The organism is Sphingobacterium sp. UBA1897, from assembly GCF_002337775.1.
Classification (GTDB): Bacteria; Bacteroidota; Bacteroidia; order Sphingobacteriales; family Sphingobacteriaceae; genus Sphingobacterium; species Sphingobacterium siyangense.
Map to the genome: position 1 here is coordinate 108263 of NZ_DDGR01000031.1, position 17468 is coordinate 125730.

The window sequence follows — 17468 nt, forward strand, 5'->3', positions numbered from 1 at the left end:
AGGAACGGGTCAAATTGAATCGATCCTTGGGTTGTTATTCTTTCCTTAACGTGAAAATGGTAACCTCGGGTCGAGCGTTGAATCTGATGGGGATGCTGTGGCCCAGTCCGCGGTTGATATACAATGTTCTGTCTCCGCTTATTTTCTTGATTCCTTGATCGTAGTTTTTGTTTTTGACGGGAATAATCGGGGAGCCCCAAAAAGGAATTCTTACTTGGCCAGCATGCGTGTGTCCTGCCAGTATCCAGCCATTGTATCCATTCCAGCCGTCGAGGTCTGCGGCATCCGGATTGTGACATAAAACTAAACTGGCTTGAGATTGATTATAGTCTTTCATGGCCTTTACAAGGTCAAAGTTCGTTCCCCAAAAGTCATCTATACCGAATATTCTTAATCCTTGGGTTATTACGCTTTCATTTCTCAATACTTTTATCGAATATCCATTGAGTAGGCTAACGATTGAATCTGCCGCTGCACTGTCCTGAAAATTCTTTCCATAGTCATGATTGCCTAGAATTGCCAATGTTTGAAGTTTGCCTTTTGGGGCATCTTGCATGACTTCATCGAGTTCTTCTAAGGGAATTTTATTATGGACAAGACGTACAAAGTCGCCGGTGTATACCATGATATCGGGCTTTAATGCCGCGATTTCCCGAAAGGTTCTTTTTATAAAATCTTTATCCACGTAATTGCCAATATGGATGTCCGAGATTTGGATCAATGACTTTCCTTGCAATGCTTCGGGTAAATGTTTTACAGTTAGATTGATTTGCTCATATTTTACCCAATGTGGCTCAATTTTCCAGCTGTAAAAACCGAGTAATGCGCCAATTACGAATAAGTAAATCGCTATATGCTTTAATTTTCGCTTATTTTTCATGGTGCTAAATTAACTTTTCCAATCAGATTTGCTAATCTTCATGTTAAGGCTTTTCCAGGTTTCGTTGCCAATTGTTACTTCCGAAATCATATTTTCGTTAATCCGAAAACCTACGGATTCATAACATCGGATTGCATTGTGATTCCAGTCATAGACATTTAAATCGGCTGTTTCATAATTACCTTCAATAAAAAGCCGCCTGAGGAGTGTGTTCACAGTGCTCTTGCCATAACCTTTATTTCGTTCGGAACTTTTTGCAATTAGGATGCGGCAAAGTCTTGGAATGTCCTGTTCGAAGCTTAATTCGCAGTGGCCGATAATTTCTTTGGTTGCTGTGTCGATAATTTTAAAGGCGTTTCGCTTTGGGTCTTGAATGTATTTTTCAAGTTGGTCATCGGTAAGCGGAAACGAAAAATACGGCCCTGCAAATTGTAATAGATCCTCAGCTGATCGAATCCATGACTTAAAAAGCGGGAAATCTGATTTTTCGAATTGAAGTAGTGTTATCATGATTATTGTCTAGTTGCCGTTCTGAAGGTAAATCAATTTAGAAAATTCTCGAGCCCGATCCTAAAGAAATTACTGAATTTTACGAAATTCGTGTGAAATATATTAAAAGAGTATTATGCCGCAGCTTATTTTAGATACAATTATAGAAGCTCCTTTATCGGTTGTTTTTGACTTGGCACGTAGTATTGATCTGCATATGTATTCGACAAAGAAAACTGGGGAGAAGGCAATTGATGGGGTGACGACAGGATTAATCGAGGCAGGTCAGCATGTGCGGTGGCGTGCAAGGCATCTTGGAGTAAAGCAAACATTAACTGTACAGATAACAGCGATGGAAAAACCTCATTTTTTCGAAGATCGAATGACTCAAGGAGTGTTTCATTCGATGGATCACCAGCATATTTTCAAGGAACTGGAACATGGTAAAGTATTAATGCGCGATGTGTTTAATTTTAAGGCTCCTCTCGGAGTTCTGGGAAGGCTTGTAGAATGGCTATTTTTAACCCGATACATGTTGCGCTTTCTTGAAGAAAGAAACCAGGTGATCAAAGAAGTTGCTGAGTCGGGTAAATACCTGTTGTATCTTCCAGTCTAGTTTCCTTCGGGAATAAGCGATAGGTTGTAGGTGTCGACTGTTGGTTTTCGCGAGAAGCATAGGGGTTAATTTTTCAACTGGATCACATTTAGCAGTTCAATGAACGATGATATGGGGATGCTCCGCTTTTTCGCTGAATTATCTGAAAACTCGTATGTGTTTAATGGTTTCTAGCGACAACAACTATCGCTGGATTTTCCTTCCGAAGCTGCTCCTGTAAGAAATCAAAAGCTCCTTTCTGATTCATGGTTGTCTGATAGATTTTGTTGAATTCATTATAGAAATAGACGCGATAGCTGTTGGGCCCTCGGTAGCTTCTGATGATTTTTGTTTCAATGCGATGGATTTGACTAATTGGGATCTGTTTGTTTCCAATAAATGGGAAAAATAAAATTTCATTTTCACAAAAAAGATAAGGGGCAATAGCTGAAAAGATGCGGACCAGTCGTCTGCTGTATTGTTGGTAGATGTAAAGATCATCGTCGTTTAGTTGCCGCAGTGCATGGATGAATTTTTGGTTTTTAATATAAGCTATCCAACACAACAGGCCGAACGCAAAGCCTAGATAAACGAAAAGAAAGGATAGGGTAGGGAGTGATTTGTAAAAAAACGACAGCCTGTCTTCACTGTCCGACCATTTCTGAAAAAAAGCCACCAGAAAAAATCCGTAACAAAAAACGAATATCGCGAGGAAGATACCAATGATCACATTGCGGGTTTTCCTGATCTTTATAAGTTCGGTTTTTAAAAATGATCTCAATACAAAGGGGGTGTTACTCATGGTTTGTTGGGAAAACTTAAATATAATAAAAGCGTTTGTTTTGTTCTGTGTGAATTTGATTTTAATGGATTTGGGTAGTTTTAGTTGTAATGTTTTACTTAAAGTTATTCTGTTTATTTAGCTGTATTAAATCTTCTTATTGATTTTTTTGTTGTTTTTTGACGCTGTTGGATATACCGAAAGGGTTGTCTAACTCATCACATTCAAGTGCTGGTCCGATGCTGTGAAGGTTGTTTTAAGCTCGTTTTTGCTTCTCTTTTTCTTGAGTGACCGTATGGTGCTTTACTCGGAGAAGATGTCTTAAATCGATTAAAAGAGGGCTAGAATTAAGTCGGGTGATTTGGGTCGTTGGTCTTGGTTGCCGTAGGTCCATTCAGGTGGGAGTTGCCTGTCTAATTTAACGGGGAGTTTTTTGAATCATCCTATAGTTTTGCTGAAAGGTTGTTATTATTCGTTTTAAGCGACTTTGTGTAAATTGTGGGTAAAGGCAATGATTATGTAGGGATATTGTCTTAGATCGATTCAAAAGGGTGTTAAATCGTGTGTTTGCTTACTCATAATGAAGTGGTCTTTACAAATGGACTAGCTTGAGGGGCGAAACGTTTCGCATGATGTTGGGAGAAGCGCTAAAAAAATATAGTAACGTCTATGTGCTCGCTCTACTACATGGATGCTCTTTTCGTAGGTAATCATCGTTAATGGCGGGAACTGTGACCTCGAACTGTACAATACACATGAAGAATTTAAAGATTGTGGTCTCCTGTATTTTTTTGTATCCGGCACTGGAGGGAATGCCCGCTTTAGCGCTATCCATGAATAACAGAAAGGGTGTGGATAAAATTTTATCCACACCCTTTCTGTTATAAAAATCAAGCTTTTTAAACCGTTTTATATGTGTTTTATTTATTTATATAAAATATGTAATATGTTGTTGTTTAGATGTTAATTTGTATTTTTTTTGGTTTTATATTAAAAGCTGCAAAATTGTATGAAAATGGTGTGATAGTCAGAAAATAATTCATGTTTTTTGGGTTTAACCCAAAAGAAATACGTCAAAAAAGGAGCATTGTTGCCTTGGTATAGGCTGACAAAAAGCCTATTTCCTTGTTTCATGGAGCGGATTAAATAAAAAGTGAGGGTTACTTTCAGGGAGTTATATCGAGTTTGGTGGCGACCTGATAACAAGTTTAGAAATGGTCTTGGGGTATCCTATTTCGCGTAATTTCAATGATTTGAATAATTGGATGCCGGGACGCTTAAATGCGATACATTCTAATGTTTTGTAATTTTTATATTGCTTTTAATCAGCTGTGTTATGTGGATTATGTGAACGTGTAGTTTTATACGAAAAAAAGCGAATTTTACGTCTTCCGAATTATTTTCAAAACGGTACTCAATAGAAAAAATGAAGGAAAAAGCTGAAGATTTAGCCTGTTAATCCAAGGAATTACCCGTGGTTTTATTCGGGTCGATATGGCTTTTCGTTAACAGGATTTTCCCTTTAATCAGGTCATCATTGAATTGGCCGACCGTTGTTTTTTGAAGCATTTCCGAGAGGTTGTTGCGTATGCTTTTGAACTCGTGATGCAAGGGACAGGGATATTGTTCGGAGCAGAATTCAAGCCCCATGCCGCAGCCGACAAATAGACTTTCACCATCGATCGCTTTGACGACTTCGGATAGTGGAGTGGACATGTCTTCCCTATCGAGGTAAAATCCACCACCAGGTCCCTTCATGGATCGAATGATACCTGCACGGCTTAGATTCTGTAGTATCTTGCCTAGAAAAGCTTCCGGAGAATGGATGCTCTCTGCTATTTCTTTTATGCTCACGCGTTTATTTTCTTGGGAGCTTTGTGCGATAAAAAAAACTGCCCGTAGTCCATATTCACATGTTTTAGAAAAAATACCCATAATCTTTTTGCTTTTTGCAAATGTACAAAATCAAAAATAGCCATCCGCCAATGATTAAAAATTAGGGATGACTATTTGATGAAGTGGGGTAGTGCAATTAATTTAGTTGCAAAGATGCTGGACCAAATTCTTCGAAATGAATGTTCTCAGCGTTGACACCCTGATTCGTTAAATATTGGAAGTGCTTTTTGATAAATCCTGATGGGCCACAGAGGTAATAGTTTGCCTCCTGTGGAAGATGCGAAGCATCTATTTTAGCGAGATCAACCCAACCCACAAGTACGTCGGCATCCGCATCTTGAGCTTCGTCATAGAAAGAAAAACTAGTTATGTTTTGATGTTGATTTTCCAATGTTATTAATCTTTCTTTAAACGCATGTAAATCAGGGTTACGGCAACCGTGGATCCAAGTGATTGGTTTGTCTTCTTTCTTGTCAGCTAAATGCTCTAACATGGCAATTAATGGGGTCTGACCAACTCCACCACTAATAAATACATGTGGTTTTTCACTTTCGATAAGTTGAAAGGAACCTGTAGGTGCTGTGAGTTCCAGTTGTTTTCCAACTTCAAAGTATTGATGTATATAATTACTCACCATACCCTCAGGTTTTCCTTCCGTAGCTTCTCTTTTTACCGAAATCCGAAGGTACTCTCCATTGCTCGCATCGGAAAGACTATATTGTCTTGGTTGATACAGGTGTAATTCGGGAAGAAATACACGTACACTTACATACTGGCCTGCCTCATGTTTTGGAAGTTTTCCTTGATCTGTTGGCTTGAGATAAATAGACTGAATCTCGGCGGTCTCAGATACCACTTTTACAATGGTGAATGGCTTCCAACCCGTCCATCCGCCCTCGTTCTGGATCATTTGATCATACATATCCTTTTCGACTCCGATCATCAGATCTGCTAATTGAAAATAGGCAACTTTCCAGGCTTCAATCAGTTCTTCTGTTGCTGCATCCCCCAATACTTCTTGAATGGAGGCCAATAGATGCTTGCCAACAATCTGATAATGCTCCGGACGAATATTGAGACTACTGTGTTTTTGTCCAATATGTTTCACTGCAGAAAGGAGGACTGCGGGATTCTCGATATGCTCCGCATAGGCTAACACAGCTGTAGCCAACGCCGTTTGTTGTCGCGCATTTTGTTGGTTTCCCATATTGAAGATATGTTTAAGCTCAGGATTGTGGGCAAACATACGTTTATAAAAATAACTAGTCAGCGCTACACCATGTTCTTTTAAAATCGGTACAGTGCCTTTGATTAACTCTTTTTGTGCTTCAGTAATCATAATAAAATATTTAAATACCTTTTTATCTTTTATTTGATCGGAATAAAAAACAAAAAAATCCACCTCGCTACGAGGAATTTTGTAAACCTTGATAGGGTTCATTTGCAAGTGACTATCGGGTACAAAAATAGAAATTTATAATAAAAGACAAAAATATCTTTTATTATTTTTTACCTGTTGTTTGGTCATCACCTGATCGATTGAAAAAGTATTATTATGATCAGCTCTGGCTATTCACAAGTTTTTAACCCTGGCTATTCCCATGTTTTGAGGTTTTTAGGGTAAAATGTCCATTCAGGGGTTTTTATAATATCCTGGTCTATATCGTACCAAGGACTAAGCGTGCTGTTGTTCCAATTGTTTAAAATTTGTATTTCTTGGGCTGGCATGTAACTTTGCGCGAGCAGCACGATTGTTTTTCCAGTATTGTCCTTGGCTAGATCAACTACAATGATTGCGTGGCCAATGGGTGATCCTTTCTGGATAAAAGTATCTCCAATCTTAACTTCCTGAGTCGTTTTTGCGCTGGGCAGCTCATCGTGTAGCGAAGCCGTATTGGCATAGGCAAACACATATTCCAGGTATTTCCAATAGGTTGGGTAGGAGGAGTCTCCTTTTGCATAGTTTGTATATGCGCGGGGCTTGCTATCGGAAAGGAAGTTGAATTTGATATCCTTATACCGCTTTTGTTGGTATAAGTAATCTGCCCTGAGTCGCATTACAGCATCGGCGCATTGGTGTAAATCGCGCTTTCCTATGTCTAGCTTCACAACACTATTGTAGATGTTATTTCTAGGTTTAATTTTTCCGTTATAATAATGTACCTCCTGGTCGATGGGGTATAATGGAAGATTTTCGAGAAAATTTCCAAATTCTTCGACCCGGTAGGTAGGCCTTTTAAAGCCTTCTGGTAACAAAATGCGCGATTTGATCGTCATCCCATCGGGGTTGATAAACTGATTTCCGTCAGGTGCTATTGACGCAGTAGTTGCCGGATTCAAAGTTTTGTTATTAGGTGCAGCAACATTTGGCTGCCCACATCCACTGAAAACCTGACACGAGAGGAGTGGAATGAGTACATATATTGATCTCATATAAAAGTTTCTGAGCTAGTGTATTGCGTTTTATCGAATATACTTAAATTTAGATATAATTCGAAGTGTGAATCATTTGAAAAAATTAAGAAATTTTTAAGCTATTCATCAACTTTTTGGATCATTTTCTGATGTAGCTTAGCCGAAGTTAATAAGAATACGATTATGTCAGGAAAACAGATTTTTCAGACGTCAAGCAAAAAGCGCTGGTACGCTTTTTCATGGATGAGCAGAGCATTGGTGATAGGTTTGATCATTGGTGTTATCTGTGTGGTTTATACATTGGGAAAGATTCAGATTCCTCCTTTTCCAACAATTAATACCAACACAGCATTGACTGAAAAGTCCACCGCCAGATTAAAAAAATCCAAACAATTTAAGGAGTTTACCATTGTAAAATCCGAATTGGAGAAGATTAAACGTGACCGGGAGCTGAAGCATTTGAAACATATTGGTACCAAAGATAGAATCAATATGGGGTTTTATGTTAGTTCTTGGTCTAATGAAGTTCGTGAGCAGTCTTTATCGGATCTACGCCGCAATATTGGTCATTTGGATATGGTTGCTATGGAATCCTTTTTTACTGTGCCTAATCAAGATACAGTAGTGGATAAAGCAGATACTTCTGCGCTTAAGGTCATTCATCAATATAAGCGCAAAGCTATCGCACAGATTTCCAATTTCAGTGGTAACGATTTTGACGGGCAGACTGTAAAGGCTATTTTACTTAATCCGGATAAACAACAGCGTTTTATAGACGATATCCTTCTTAAAGTGAAGCGCAATGGCTTTGCTGGCATAAATATTGACTTTGAGAATTTACAGTTGGATGACCACAAGGCGCTGAATGATTTTATGGGCCACATCTATACGGTATTTCATACAGAAGGCCTACTTGTCACGCAGGATATTTCACCTGAAAATGATGATTACGATCCCATTGCCTTACAAAAGTACAACGATTACATCATACTTATGGCTTATGATCAGCATTCCATTAAAAGTAATGCCGGCGCCATTTCACATCAGGCATGGGTCGAAAAAAATCTTGATGAACTTTGCAATAAGATCGATGCAGACAAGGTGATCCTGGCTTTGGCCTGTTATGGATATGATTGGCCAAAAGGCAGTGTCGGCAAGACATTGACATATGATAATGCTGTTATTTTGGCGCATAATTACAATGCTAAGATTACTTTTGATCCCGAATCTGCAAATCTCAACTTTAGCTATAAAGATGGGACAGGGATGCATCATGATGTCTATTTTACAGACGCTGCAACCTATTTTAATCTTATCCGCAAAGCAGATGACTGGGGGCTAGCTGGTATTGCACTTTGGCGTTTAGGAAGTGAAGACTCCCGTTTATGGTCATTTATTTCAAGATCATTGGACCGAGAAAATCTGAAAAAAGAACCTTTTGACTTTGGAAAGATAAGCCAGATCAATGTCGGGGGTATTCAATATATTGGGGATGGGGAAATTTTGGACTTGGTCAATAGTCCTGCTCCGGGGGAAGTGAAATTCACTTACGACCCATCAACGCTTATGGTTGAGAATCAGGAGTATGTAAAGACGCCAAGTAATTATGTAATCAAACGCTTTGGAGAAAGAGATAATACTGTGGTCCTGACCTTTGACGACGGTCCCGATCCTACGTATACACCACAAGTATTAGATATATTAAAAAAGGAACATGTTCCCGGAGCTTTCTTTCTTGTTGGTGTTATGGCTGAGAAAAATATGGATCTGGTTCGGAGAGAATATCAAGAAGGACATGAACTCGGTAACCATACCTTTTTTCATCCTGATATGTCTACAATAGGCCCAAATCGCGTTACGTTTGAACTGAATGCCACCCGAAAGATCATCGAATGCATAACCGGTCATAGTACAATTCTTTTCCGGGCCCCTTTTAATGCCGATGCCGAGCCACAGACTGTTGCCGAAATTCTGCCTGTTGCTCAGAGCCGGAAAGAGAACTACATCAATATCGGCGAGTATATTGATCCCAACGACTGGTTACCTGGTCGTACGGCAGATGAAATCTATAATGAAGTCATAAAACAACGCGATAATGGAAACATTATTCTATTACATGATGCCGGAGGCAATCGAGAAGCGACTATAGCCGCCTTGCCGCGCATTATTCATTATTTTAAATCACATGGTTATAAATTTGCGACGATTGGAGATTTAATGGGGAAAAAACGTGATGAACTGATGCCTCCTGTAGAAAATGCTTCCGATTCGGGATTTAGTGGATCTTCCAACCGCTTGTTCTTAGGAACATTGTTTTACGGTAACATCTTCCTTAACTTGGTTTTTTCCGTTGCAATTGTATTGGCAATTTTTAGAACAGCAATGATTGCTTATCTGGCAATCCGACAAAAACAAAAAAGTAAAAAAGAGCGATCTCAATTGGTTGTGGAACCTCGGGAAAAGGTGAGTGTGATCATTCCTGCCTATAATGAGGAAATAACAGTGTTGGCAACGATAAAAAGCCTGTTGAATTTGGATTACCCCAATTATGAATTGATTTTTGTTGATGATGGATCAAAAGACAAGACTTTTGAGATTGTCAGTAAGGTGTATGGCGATCATCCTAAAGTAAGGTTATTTACAAAACCAAATGGGGGCAAGGCTTCTGCGCTTAACTATGGTATCCAACAATCCGAAGCACAGTTTGTGCTTTGTATCGATGCCGATACACAATTGAAAACAGATGCGTTAAAACAGTTGATGAAATATTTCAATAAACCTCAGATCGCCGCTGTTGCGGGTAGTGTTAAAGTGGGAAATGTGCATAATATATTGACACATTGGCAATCGATCGAATATATCACCTCACAGAATATGGATCGGAGAGCGTTCGATTTGCTCAATATGATATCGGTCGTACCAGGAGCAATTGGGGCCTTTCGTAGATCTGTTATTTTGGAAGTGGGCGGATTTACTACGGATACGTTAGCGGAAGATTGTGATTTAACCATGCGTATATTAAGAGCGGGTTATACCGTGCGAAATTCATCTGAAGCAATCGCTTATACGGAAGCACCGGATACGGTCAAAATGCTCTTCAAGCAACGTTTCCGTTGGAGTTTTGGTGTGTTGCAGAGTTTTTGGAAAAATAAACAGACCTTGTTGAATCCCAAATATGGCTATTTTGGTATGGTCGGAATGCCTAATATTCTGATTTTTCAGATTATACTTCCTTTATTTGCTCCTTTGGCCGATATTTTTATGTTATTCTCTCTAGTGAGTGGTCTTTTCTCCTTAAGCGAGGTAAATGGTATCAGCTGGACGGGAATTGCAGGATTATTTTCACTGCATAATGGTTTTGGTCAAGTGATGTTTTATTACTTCCTTTTTGTATTCGTGGATATGTTCTTTGCAGGTATTGCCTTTAAAATGGAAGGCGAGAAGCTTAGCAATTTAATTTATTTGTTTCCGCAGCGTTTTTTCTGGCGTCAACTGATGTACTTCGTTTTATTCAAGTCTGTCAGAAAAGCCATTAAAGGTGAATTGAATACCTGGGGTACCTTGAAACGTACGGGCGGAGTGAAAGAGGTAACAATAAGTGAATAAAAAGCCGGTAACAACAAGTGAATAAAAAGCAGACACGTGCATGAGCTAAACGATAGCGATCTGATGTAGTTCCTTCGTGGGATCGTACACTAGGATCACTATCGCCAGCCTGCCAAAAAATTATACCGAGATTTTTAATTGACCTTGAGAATAGCTACTTTCAATAAAAATAGCGACCAAATGAAGATACTTTCCGCTCAGCAGATAAACAGGATTGATAGTGAAACCCTAAAGGATCAAAAAATCAGTAGTCTAGACCTGATGGAACGAGCTGCAACAGTTGTTTTTGAGGAAATTAAAAAGCTTCATCCCCGATTGGAGCACAGTACCTTTTTCATCTTCTGCGGTAAAGGAAACAACGGCGGCGATGGCTTGGTGCTGGCTCGTCTGTTGGATCAACAACAGGCCCAAGTCAAGGTTTATTTAATGGATGTAGCGGATTACTCCGCTGATAATCTTGCCAATCAAAAGCGTTTACCCAATCATATGATTCAAAAAATTGCAGCGGAAAACCAGATTGATATCCCTTCCGATGCAATCGTACTGGATTGCTTGTTTGGTTATGGATTAAAGCGTGTATTAACAGCTGATTGGAACGGTATAATTTCCAGTATAAATGGATGTGGTGCAAGGATCTATTCCGTCGATATGCCTTCTGGACTACTGGCAGATAAAAAGACTGCTGCAGATGTTCCAATTGTAAAGGCAGATTTGGTTTATACCTTTCAGTTTCCCAAGATGGCCTTGCTGCTGCCCGAAAACCAATGGTATGTAAAAGACTTCAAGGTATTGGATATCGATCTTAGCCAACGAGCAATTGAAGCGGCAGAAACCAATCTTTTTTATGTCGACGAGCCGCTTGTCAGGTCCTTTTATCGACAACGAAGGAAATTTGATCATAAGGGAACATTTGGTCATACCCTTATTATTGGCGGAAGTAAAGGTAAAATGGGGGGCGTTCAGCTTGCGTTAAAAGCGGCTCTTCGAGCGGGCTGCGGTTTAGCTTCCGCTTATGTACCTGACGGTGGTAATACCATCTTACAGACCGCTGTGCCCGAAGCGATGGTGTTGACTGATCCTGAACAAGATTTTATTAGCCAATTCCCGGAAATCGATGGCTATCAGTCTGTTGGTATCGGAATCGGCATGGGAACAGCGCCGCATACAATTGATGCGCTAAAGGTATTTATAAACTGTGTTAATGATACTCCTTTGGTATTAGATGCTGATGCTTTAAATATTCTTGCCCGCGAACCGAATCTTTGGGCTTTTGTTCCAGCGCATAGTATATTGACTCCCCATCCCAAAGAACTTAGCCGGATATTGGGTGCTTGGCAAGATGATTTCGAAAAGATTGAGAAAGTGAAAGTTTTTGCGCGTAAACATCAGTTTTACGTGTTAATAAAAGGGGCTAATAGTGCTATGGTTATGCCTGATGGGATTGTGTACTTCAATAGTACGGGCAATGTTGGGATGGCAACAGGAGGCAGTGGTGATATACTGACAGGGATTATTACCTCCTTGCTTGGACAGGGCTATTCTTCTAAAGACGCTTTAATTATGGGGGTATATATCCATGGGCGCGCGGCAGATATTGCAGTGAAGACGATCGGCACCTATTCCTTATTACCTTCAGATACCATCAATCATCTTTCCGACGCATTTATGTCTTTAGAAAAAGGATTATGATAGATTGGTACATTGAACAAGTTTTTGCCGCCCGGACCTGGAAACTTCGAAAAGAGGTTTTCGCTCCGGAAGGTAAGTTGGCCGAGGTGATGTTGGAGGGCGATTTTGAAGCGACGCATTTTGCGGCCTACGATGGAAACGAAGTGGTAGGCGTGCTGAGCCTGATTAGTTCAGGTGGTACTTATACAATCCATTTCCTCGCTGTTGCTCCACATGTAAGGCTGAAAGGTGTAGGCACAGCATTATTGAAGCATGCGGAACTATTTATCCATACATTTGCTGGTCAATATCTTCTTGCAAATGTGGCCGGCGATCAGCAACATTTTTGGACAAGTAATGGATTTGTTCTTCTAAAACAACATGAAGCCACCGTCACCTATTCATTATCTTTAACAAATGATTCTGTAAGTTAACAGTAAGTGGGAAGATAGATCGTTTTCTTATAAATGTGCCCCATGTTATCCCTTGTGACCTGTGTTATCCCTACAGATTTTCAGTATAGTTGATCCGATCCGCTTCGGTAATGTTACGTATCACCCGGCAAGGATTGCCTGCAGCTACGACATCCGCTGGTATATCTTTTGTGACGACCGATCCAGAACCAATGACCGAATTTTTTCCGATTCGCACGCCGGGGTTGACGACAACATGTCCACCGATCCATACATTATCTTCGATAACGATCGGCAACGCAAATTCCCAACCTTGATTTCTTGCTTCAAAATGTAGGGGATGACCAGCTGTAAAGAGGCTTACATTGGGGCCGAATAATACATTGTCACCGATGGTAACCGGCGCGCCGTCTAAAATCGTACAGTTATAGTTGCTGTAAAAGTTCTCACCAATAGCAATATTATAACCATAATCGCAACGAAAAGGAGGTTCGAGAAAGAATCGAGTTCCTGTTGCTTTAAACAGTTTTTGAATAATCTGTTTTCTGAATTTCAGTTGTTTAGGCTCTGAATCGTTAAATCGCTTCAGTTCTTCTTTTGCGTATTGTCTTTCCTTAAATAATTGCCCCTCCGAATCGATATAGGGAAGTCCGGCAATCATTTTTTCCTTTGCTGATTTCATTCAATGCCCGTTTTTCTGTAACAAACTTAGATAAATTGATTTTTAAAAGCAATAGCAATCTACGTGTTGTGAATCTAGGATATTGAGCGCTCTTATTTCGCATAATCAAGGCTCTGTTTTCTACTAAGCATAATCAATGGATACCCTGTTTTCCAACAAATTATACTGTTTCCAACAAATGGACAGCTTTTCAGCGCCAGGTTTTATAGCAACGTACTGATCTGCACAAAGTGTCGTCCAACCTTCCTCCGATTTAATTCATACAGTTGTGACAAACAATTTTCGTTCGAAACGCATTTAGATAGTGGAGCACACGATGCTATTGCCTTTGTCCGGGCTATATTCAAAATATTATTCCAATGAAGATTGCTTATATAAGTACCTACTTGCCCAAAGAATGTGGAATTGCCACTTTTACATCAGATTTATTGCATGCTGTAGCACTGCATAATCAGGAACCGACGCAACATGTTTTTGCGGTCGCGGATCGGGACTATGTTTATCCCAGTGAGGTCGTGTTTAAAATAGATCAACATCGTCAATTGTCCTATATTGAAGCCGCAAATTATATTAATGAAAACGGGTACGATTGCGTCATACTCGAACACGAATATGGCATTTTTGGAGGGAATAGCGGCATATATATCTTATCATTGATTAATGCATTACACATTCCGCTACTTGTTAATTTTCACACCATTCTCGAAAAACCCAATGTTGATGAAAAGGCCATTCTTATTGAAATTGTAAAACGGGCTTCCATTGTAATCGTCATGAGCAATTATGCAATTACATTACTCAAATCGATTTATCGGGTCAATACCTCCAAAGTTAGGCTGATACACCACGGTGTGCCGGAGTTTACTTTAGATCATGAGCTTGCCAAGCTTAAAAAAGGACTTTCCGGGAAGAAAGTCTTATTGACCTTCGGTTTTTTGGGGCGAAACAAAGGAATTGAAATGGTGATTGAATCCCTCCCTGAGGTCGTCAAAGATGAACCGGATCTGTTGTACCTCGTTGTTGGTAAAACGCATCCCAATGTATTGGCACATTCCGGCGAGGAATATCGGGAATACCTGGGCAGTCTTGTGGAAACCTATCAGTTGCAGGAACATGTGAAATTTGTTAATTCCTTTGTTAGTCAAGCCGATCTTGTGGAGTATCTATGTGCCTGCGATGTTTATGTTACACCTTATGTCAATGAGGCACAGATTACAAGTGGAACATTGTCTTACGCCATCGGTGCCGGAGCTGCGGTGGTGTCCACTCCTTATTGGCACGCCAAAGAATTGCTCGCTGATGGAAGGGGAGTGCTCGTCGAATTTAAAAATTCAGCCAAGATGGCCGAGGTGCTCAAAAATCTGTTTTCAAATTTGGACTATCGCACAACACTAAGAGACAATGCCCGTATATTTGGTAAAGAGATGACCTGGAAAAATATAGGCCTTCGGTACACACGAATTTTAGATAAGATTATTCCTACCTATGATAGCCTCAAAGAAAATGTTGGATTTAGTATAGAGGAAATGCCCAAATTCAGTTGGAAGCATATCGACAGACTGACCAATCAGGTCGGTATCTTACAGCATGCAACTTATTCGCTACCGAACTACAAAGAGGGCTATTGTCTGGACGATAATGCAAGAGCACTTTTAGTTACTTTATTGGCGCAGCAAGATTTTGCTGACAAAAGGCTCGATCGTCGCATCTCGACCTACTTGAGTTATATCTATTATCATCAGCGCGAAGATGGGCTTTTTCACAATTTTATGAATTTCCAACATAGTTTCCTCGATGAGGTCGGTTCGGAGGACTCCTTTGGACGGACCATGTGGGCATTGGGCGTACTTCTTCGGGAGACAAAATTGACAAGCTATTATCAATTGGGGCATGAACTGTTTTTTAGGGCCGTTCCAAATTTTGGCCAGTTGCGTTCCAACCGGGCGATAGCTTATACTGTACTGGGGATTGCGGAATATTTGCATCATCAATCCAATGACGAGGTGATGATAGAGTTGATGCGGGCCCTTATCGGCAAGCTGGTACGGGAATACGAGGCAAGCTCAGATGAAAACTGGCAATGGTTTGAAGCGGTATTGAGTTATGATAACGCAATTTTGCCCTATGCGTTATTGACGGCCTATCCTTTTTTGAACGATGAAACAATAAAACAGTTGGGATTATCGACTTTAAAGTTTCTCGAAAGTATGACTGTCCAGAATGGCGCGCTTTCATTGGTCGGAAACCAGGAGTGGGCCAAGCAAGGGAAGCATATCAGCAAGTTTGGTCAGCAGCCACTTGATGTCACGGCAATGGTATTTATGTATCGTGAAGCTTTTCGATTGACCAATAAAAAGGTCTATTTTACCCGTATGATTGCTTCTTTCCGCTGGTTTTTAGGAGAGAATGATCTTCGGCTCGGTTTGTATGATGAGGAAACCAAAGGTTGCTGTGATGGCCTCGAATCCTATGGCATCAATAGAAACCAAGGGGCGGAGAGTACCCTTTGTTTCTATTTGGCTTATATCGTAGTTTACCGTGCTTTTATTGATAACGATCAGGATTCAAGATAGCGAGCAATAAATCTTCGAGCTTGATGGTCGCATAGGTTGATGCATAATCGGAGATCGCATAAGGTAAAATGAGGTGTTCGTTGTGTACTATCGCTCCGCAGGAATAAATGACGTTTGGTACATAGCCTTCTCGCTCTTCGTCATTGGGCGTCATCAATGGGCTATGTAGGCGTCCAATTTCCACATGCGGGTTGTCCAAGTCCAAAAGAGCTGCGCCTAGGACATATTCACGCATTGGTCCAACGGCATGGGTTAAAATCAGCCAGCCGTATTGCGTTTCTATCGGCGACCCGCAATTACCGATCTGAACAAATTCATACGGATATTCTGGCTGTTGAATCCGGATGGCCGTTTCCTGCCATATATTGATATTATTGGAGTAGGCGATGTAGTTGTTCTCACCATCAATGCGGCAGAGCATGGCATAACGTCCATTTATTTTACGTGGAAATAGTGCCGCCCCCTTGTTGGCAATTTCACCATAAATAGGTTTCACTTTAAAATGGTAAAAATCTTTTGTGGTGAGTAATTTCGGGAGGATGCTGAATCCATCGTAAGCGGTATATGTTGCATAGTACGTGCTCTCACCTCTTTCGTTTTTGAACTGAACGAAACGCGCATCTTCAATACCTCTTTTTTCGGTATCGGCAATCGGAAATATCACACGTTCTGAAATGGAAGTATCCAGGGAGAAAGTCATTTCATAATGCGACGAAGCGAGCCAGAGCGCCTGTTGTAGAAATGTCACATTTTCCAGGTTTTCGTCGCTATCGCGCCGTACTTCATCGATGTACCGTTTGAGTTCCTCGTAGGTAAATGTCTCCGTTAGCTTAGCTTCCAGTTTGGACTTAACTTCCGTTGGCTCGGCATGCAACTCATTCATTTTCTTTAAGAATGACTCCTTGTGATAACGGTGATTTTTGACTTGCATAGGTTTATCCAATAAACTGCCGACATAATCGATATGTATATTGTTGTCAACATCCAATGTTCCTGATCGAAAAACGATCGAAGAGACATGGCCTTCTCCGGTTGCCCTGAAACTCAAAATAACCCGTTTTTCACCCCTGAATAATTCTGTCTGGTCCGGATGTTCTATAATGGAGGGATTAAACAATGCCGCCGATTCAATTGAATATTCCATCGTGAAATAGGAGCCGATCAGTAGCTTGTCAATTTGGCTCAGTTTCTCTTTTGGAAATGGAATCTTTTCCAATAAGTGGCTTATGCGGTCAAAATTACGTTCAAAGATATGGACTATACTACGATGTCTTTTTGTATAGCTTCGGAGTACCTGGCCAAAGACTTCTTTTCGCTCCGATTCATTCAGGGATAAGATACGTTTGAGAACTTTAATGGTACGATCATCCCCCAGTGAGAAAAAACGTGCTAAAACTCTCTTTTTATCTGGTTTAAAGTAAATATCCTTCCGTTCAACTTGTACTGGTCTATGCATAATGATATGTTGAT

14 protein-coding genes are annotated in these 17468 nt (G+C 40.3%); 6 read left to right on the forward strand and 8 right to left on the reverse strand.

The features are described 5' to 3' along the window. Positions 1-34 precede the first annotated feature (34 nt). Both B4N43_RS21150 and B4N43_RS21155 read right to left on the reverse strand, forming a co-directional pair. Positions 35-880 carry a metallophosphoesterase gene (locus B4N43_RS21150; RefSeq protein ID WP_286736110.1) on the reverse strand — a complete coding sequence of 282 codons (846 nt, stop codon included), beginning with the start codon at positions 878-880 and terminating at the stop codon, positions 35-37. Positions 881-889: 9 nt separating this feature from the next. After that, on the reverse strand, positions 890-1390 hold the full coding sequence (locus B4N43_RS21155; RefSeq protein ID WP_286736111.1) for a GNAT family N-acetyltransferase: 501 nt from the start codon (positions 1388-1390) through the stop codon (positions 890-892). 115 nt (positions 1391-1505) lie between these two features. Here B4N43_RS21155 and B4N43_RS21160 point away from each other — a divergent pair, with 115 nt between their 5' ends. Beyond that, positions 1506-1985: an SRPBCC family protein gene (locus B4N43_RS21160; protein ID WP_286736112.1), complete on the forward strand. Its 480-nt coding sequence runs from the start codon at positions 1506-1508 to the stop codon at positions 1983-1985. 160 nt (positions 1986-2145) lie between these two features. Here the strand turns inward: B4N43_RS21160 and B4N43_RS21165 are convergent, their stop codons facing one another. Beyond that, a complete protein-coding gene (locus B4N43_RS21165; RefSeq protein WP_286736113.1) occupies positions 2146-2766 on the reverse strand; it encodes a hypothetical protein in 621 nt (206 codons plus the stop codon). 734 nt (positions 2767-3500) lie between these two features. Between B4N43_RS21165 and B4N43_RS21170 the strand changes: the two genes are divergently transcribed. After that, complete coding sequence (locus B4N43_RS21170; RefSeq protein ID WP_280176843.1) at positions 3501-3632, forward strand: hypothetical protein; 132 nt, start codon at positions 3501-3503, stop codon at positions 3630-3632. Between the two features lie 568 nt (positions 3633-4200). Here the strand turns inward: B4N43_RS21170 and B4N43_RS21175 are convergent. The 3 genes from B4N43_RS21175 to B4N43_RS21185 all read right to left on the reverse strand — a co-directional run bounded on the left by B4N43_RS21175 (position 4201) and on the right by B4N43_RS21185 (position 7074). Then, positions 4201-4680 (reverse strand): RrF2 family transcriptional regulator, encoded by a 480-nt coding sequence (locus B4N43_RS21175; RefSeq protein ID WP_088162157.1) that lies wholly within the window; start codon positions 4678-4680, stop codon positions 4201-4203. A 97-nt stretch (positions 4681-4777) separates the two neighbouring features. Further along, positions 4778-5980: an NO-inducible flavohemoprotein gene (gene hmpA / locus B4N43_RS21180; RefSeq protein ID WP_232475555.1), complete on the reverse strand. Its 1203-nt coding sequence runs from the start codon at positions 5978-5980 to the stop codon at positions 4778-4780. A gap of 254 nt (positions 5981-6234) precedes the next feature. Then, complete coding sequence (locus B4N43_RS21185) at positions 6235-7074, reverse strand: DUF4846 domain-containing protein (RefSeq protein ID WP_286736114.1); 840 nt, start codon at positions 7072-7074, stop codon at positions 6235-6237. Positions 7075-7239: 165 nt separating this feature from the next. On the opposite strand from B4N43_RS21185, the gene B4N43_RS21190 reads away from it, so the two are divergent. The 3 genes from B4N43_RS21190 (at position 7240) to B4N43_RS21200 (ending at position 12764) form a co-directional block, all read left to right on the forward strand. Then, positions 7240-10662, forward strand: coding sequence for a glycosyltransferase (locus B4N43_RS21190; protein ID WP_286736115.1), 3423 nt, complete (start codon positions 7240-7242; stop codon positions 10660-10662). 180 nt (positions 10663-10842) lie between these two features. Beyond that, complete coding sequence (locus B4N43_RS21195; RefSeq protein ID WP_286736117.1) at positions 10843-12351, forward strand: NAD(P)H-hydrate dehydratase; 1509 nt, start codon at positions 10843-10845, stop codon at positions 12349-12351. Beyond that, positions 12348-12764: a GNAT family N-acetyltransferase gene (locus B4N43_RS21200; RefSeq protein WP_286736118.1), complete on the forward strand. Its 417-nt coding sequence runs from the start codon at positions 12348-12350 to the stop codon at positions 12762-12764. The genes B4N43_RS21195 and B4N43_RS21200 overlap by 4 nt, the downstream gene beginning before the upstream one ends. A 70-nt stretch (positions 12765-12834) precedes the next feature. On the opposite strand, the gene B4N43_RS21205 is transcribed toward B4N43_RS21200, so the two are convergent. Continuing rightward, complete coding sequence (locus tag B4N43_RS21205; protein ID WP_088162152.1) at positions 12835-13425, reverse strand: sugar O-acetyltransferase; 591 nt, start codon at positions 13423-13425, stop codon at positions 12835-12837. Between the two features lie 359 nt (positions 13426-13784). Here B4N43_RS21205 and B4N43_RS21210 point away from each other — a divergent pair, with 359 nt between their 5' ends. After that, on the forward strand, positions 13785-15998 hold the full coding sequence (locus B4N43_RS21210) for a glycosyltransferase family 4 protein (RefSeq protein ID WP_286736120.1): 2214 nt from the start codon (positions 13785-13787) through the stop codon (positions 15996-15998). Here B4N43_RS21210 and B4N43_RS21215 read toward each other — a convergent pair. Then, positions 15970-17454, reverse strand: coding sequence for a glycoside hydrolase family 130 protein (locus B4N43_RS21215; protein WP_286736121.1), 1485 nt, complete (start codon positions 17452-17454; stop codon positions 15970-15972). The genes B4N43_RS21210 and B4N43_RS21215 overlap by 29 nt on opposite strands. Between the last annotated feature and the right edge of the window lie 14 nt (positions 17455-17468).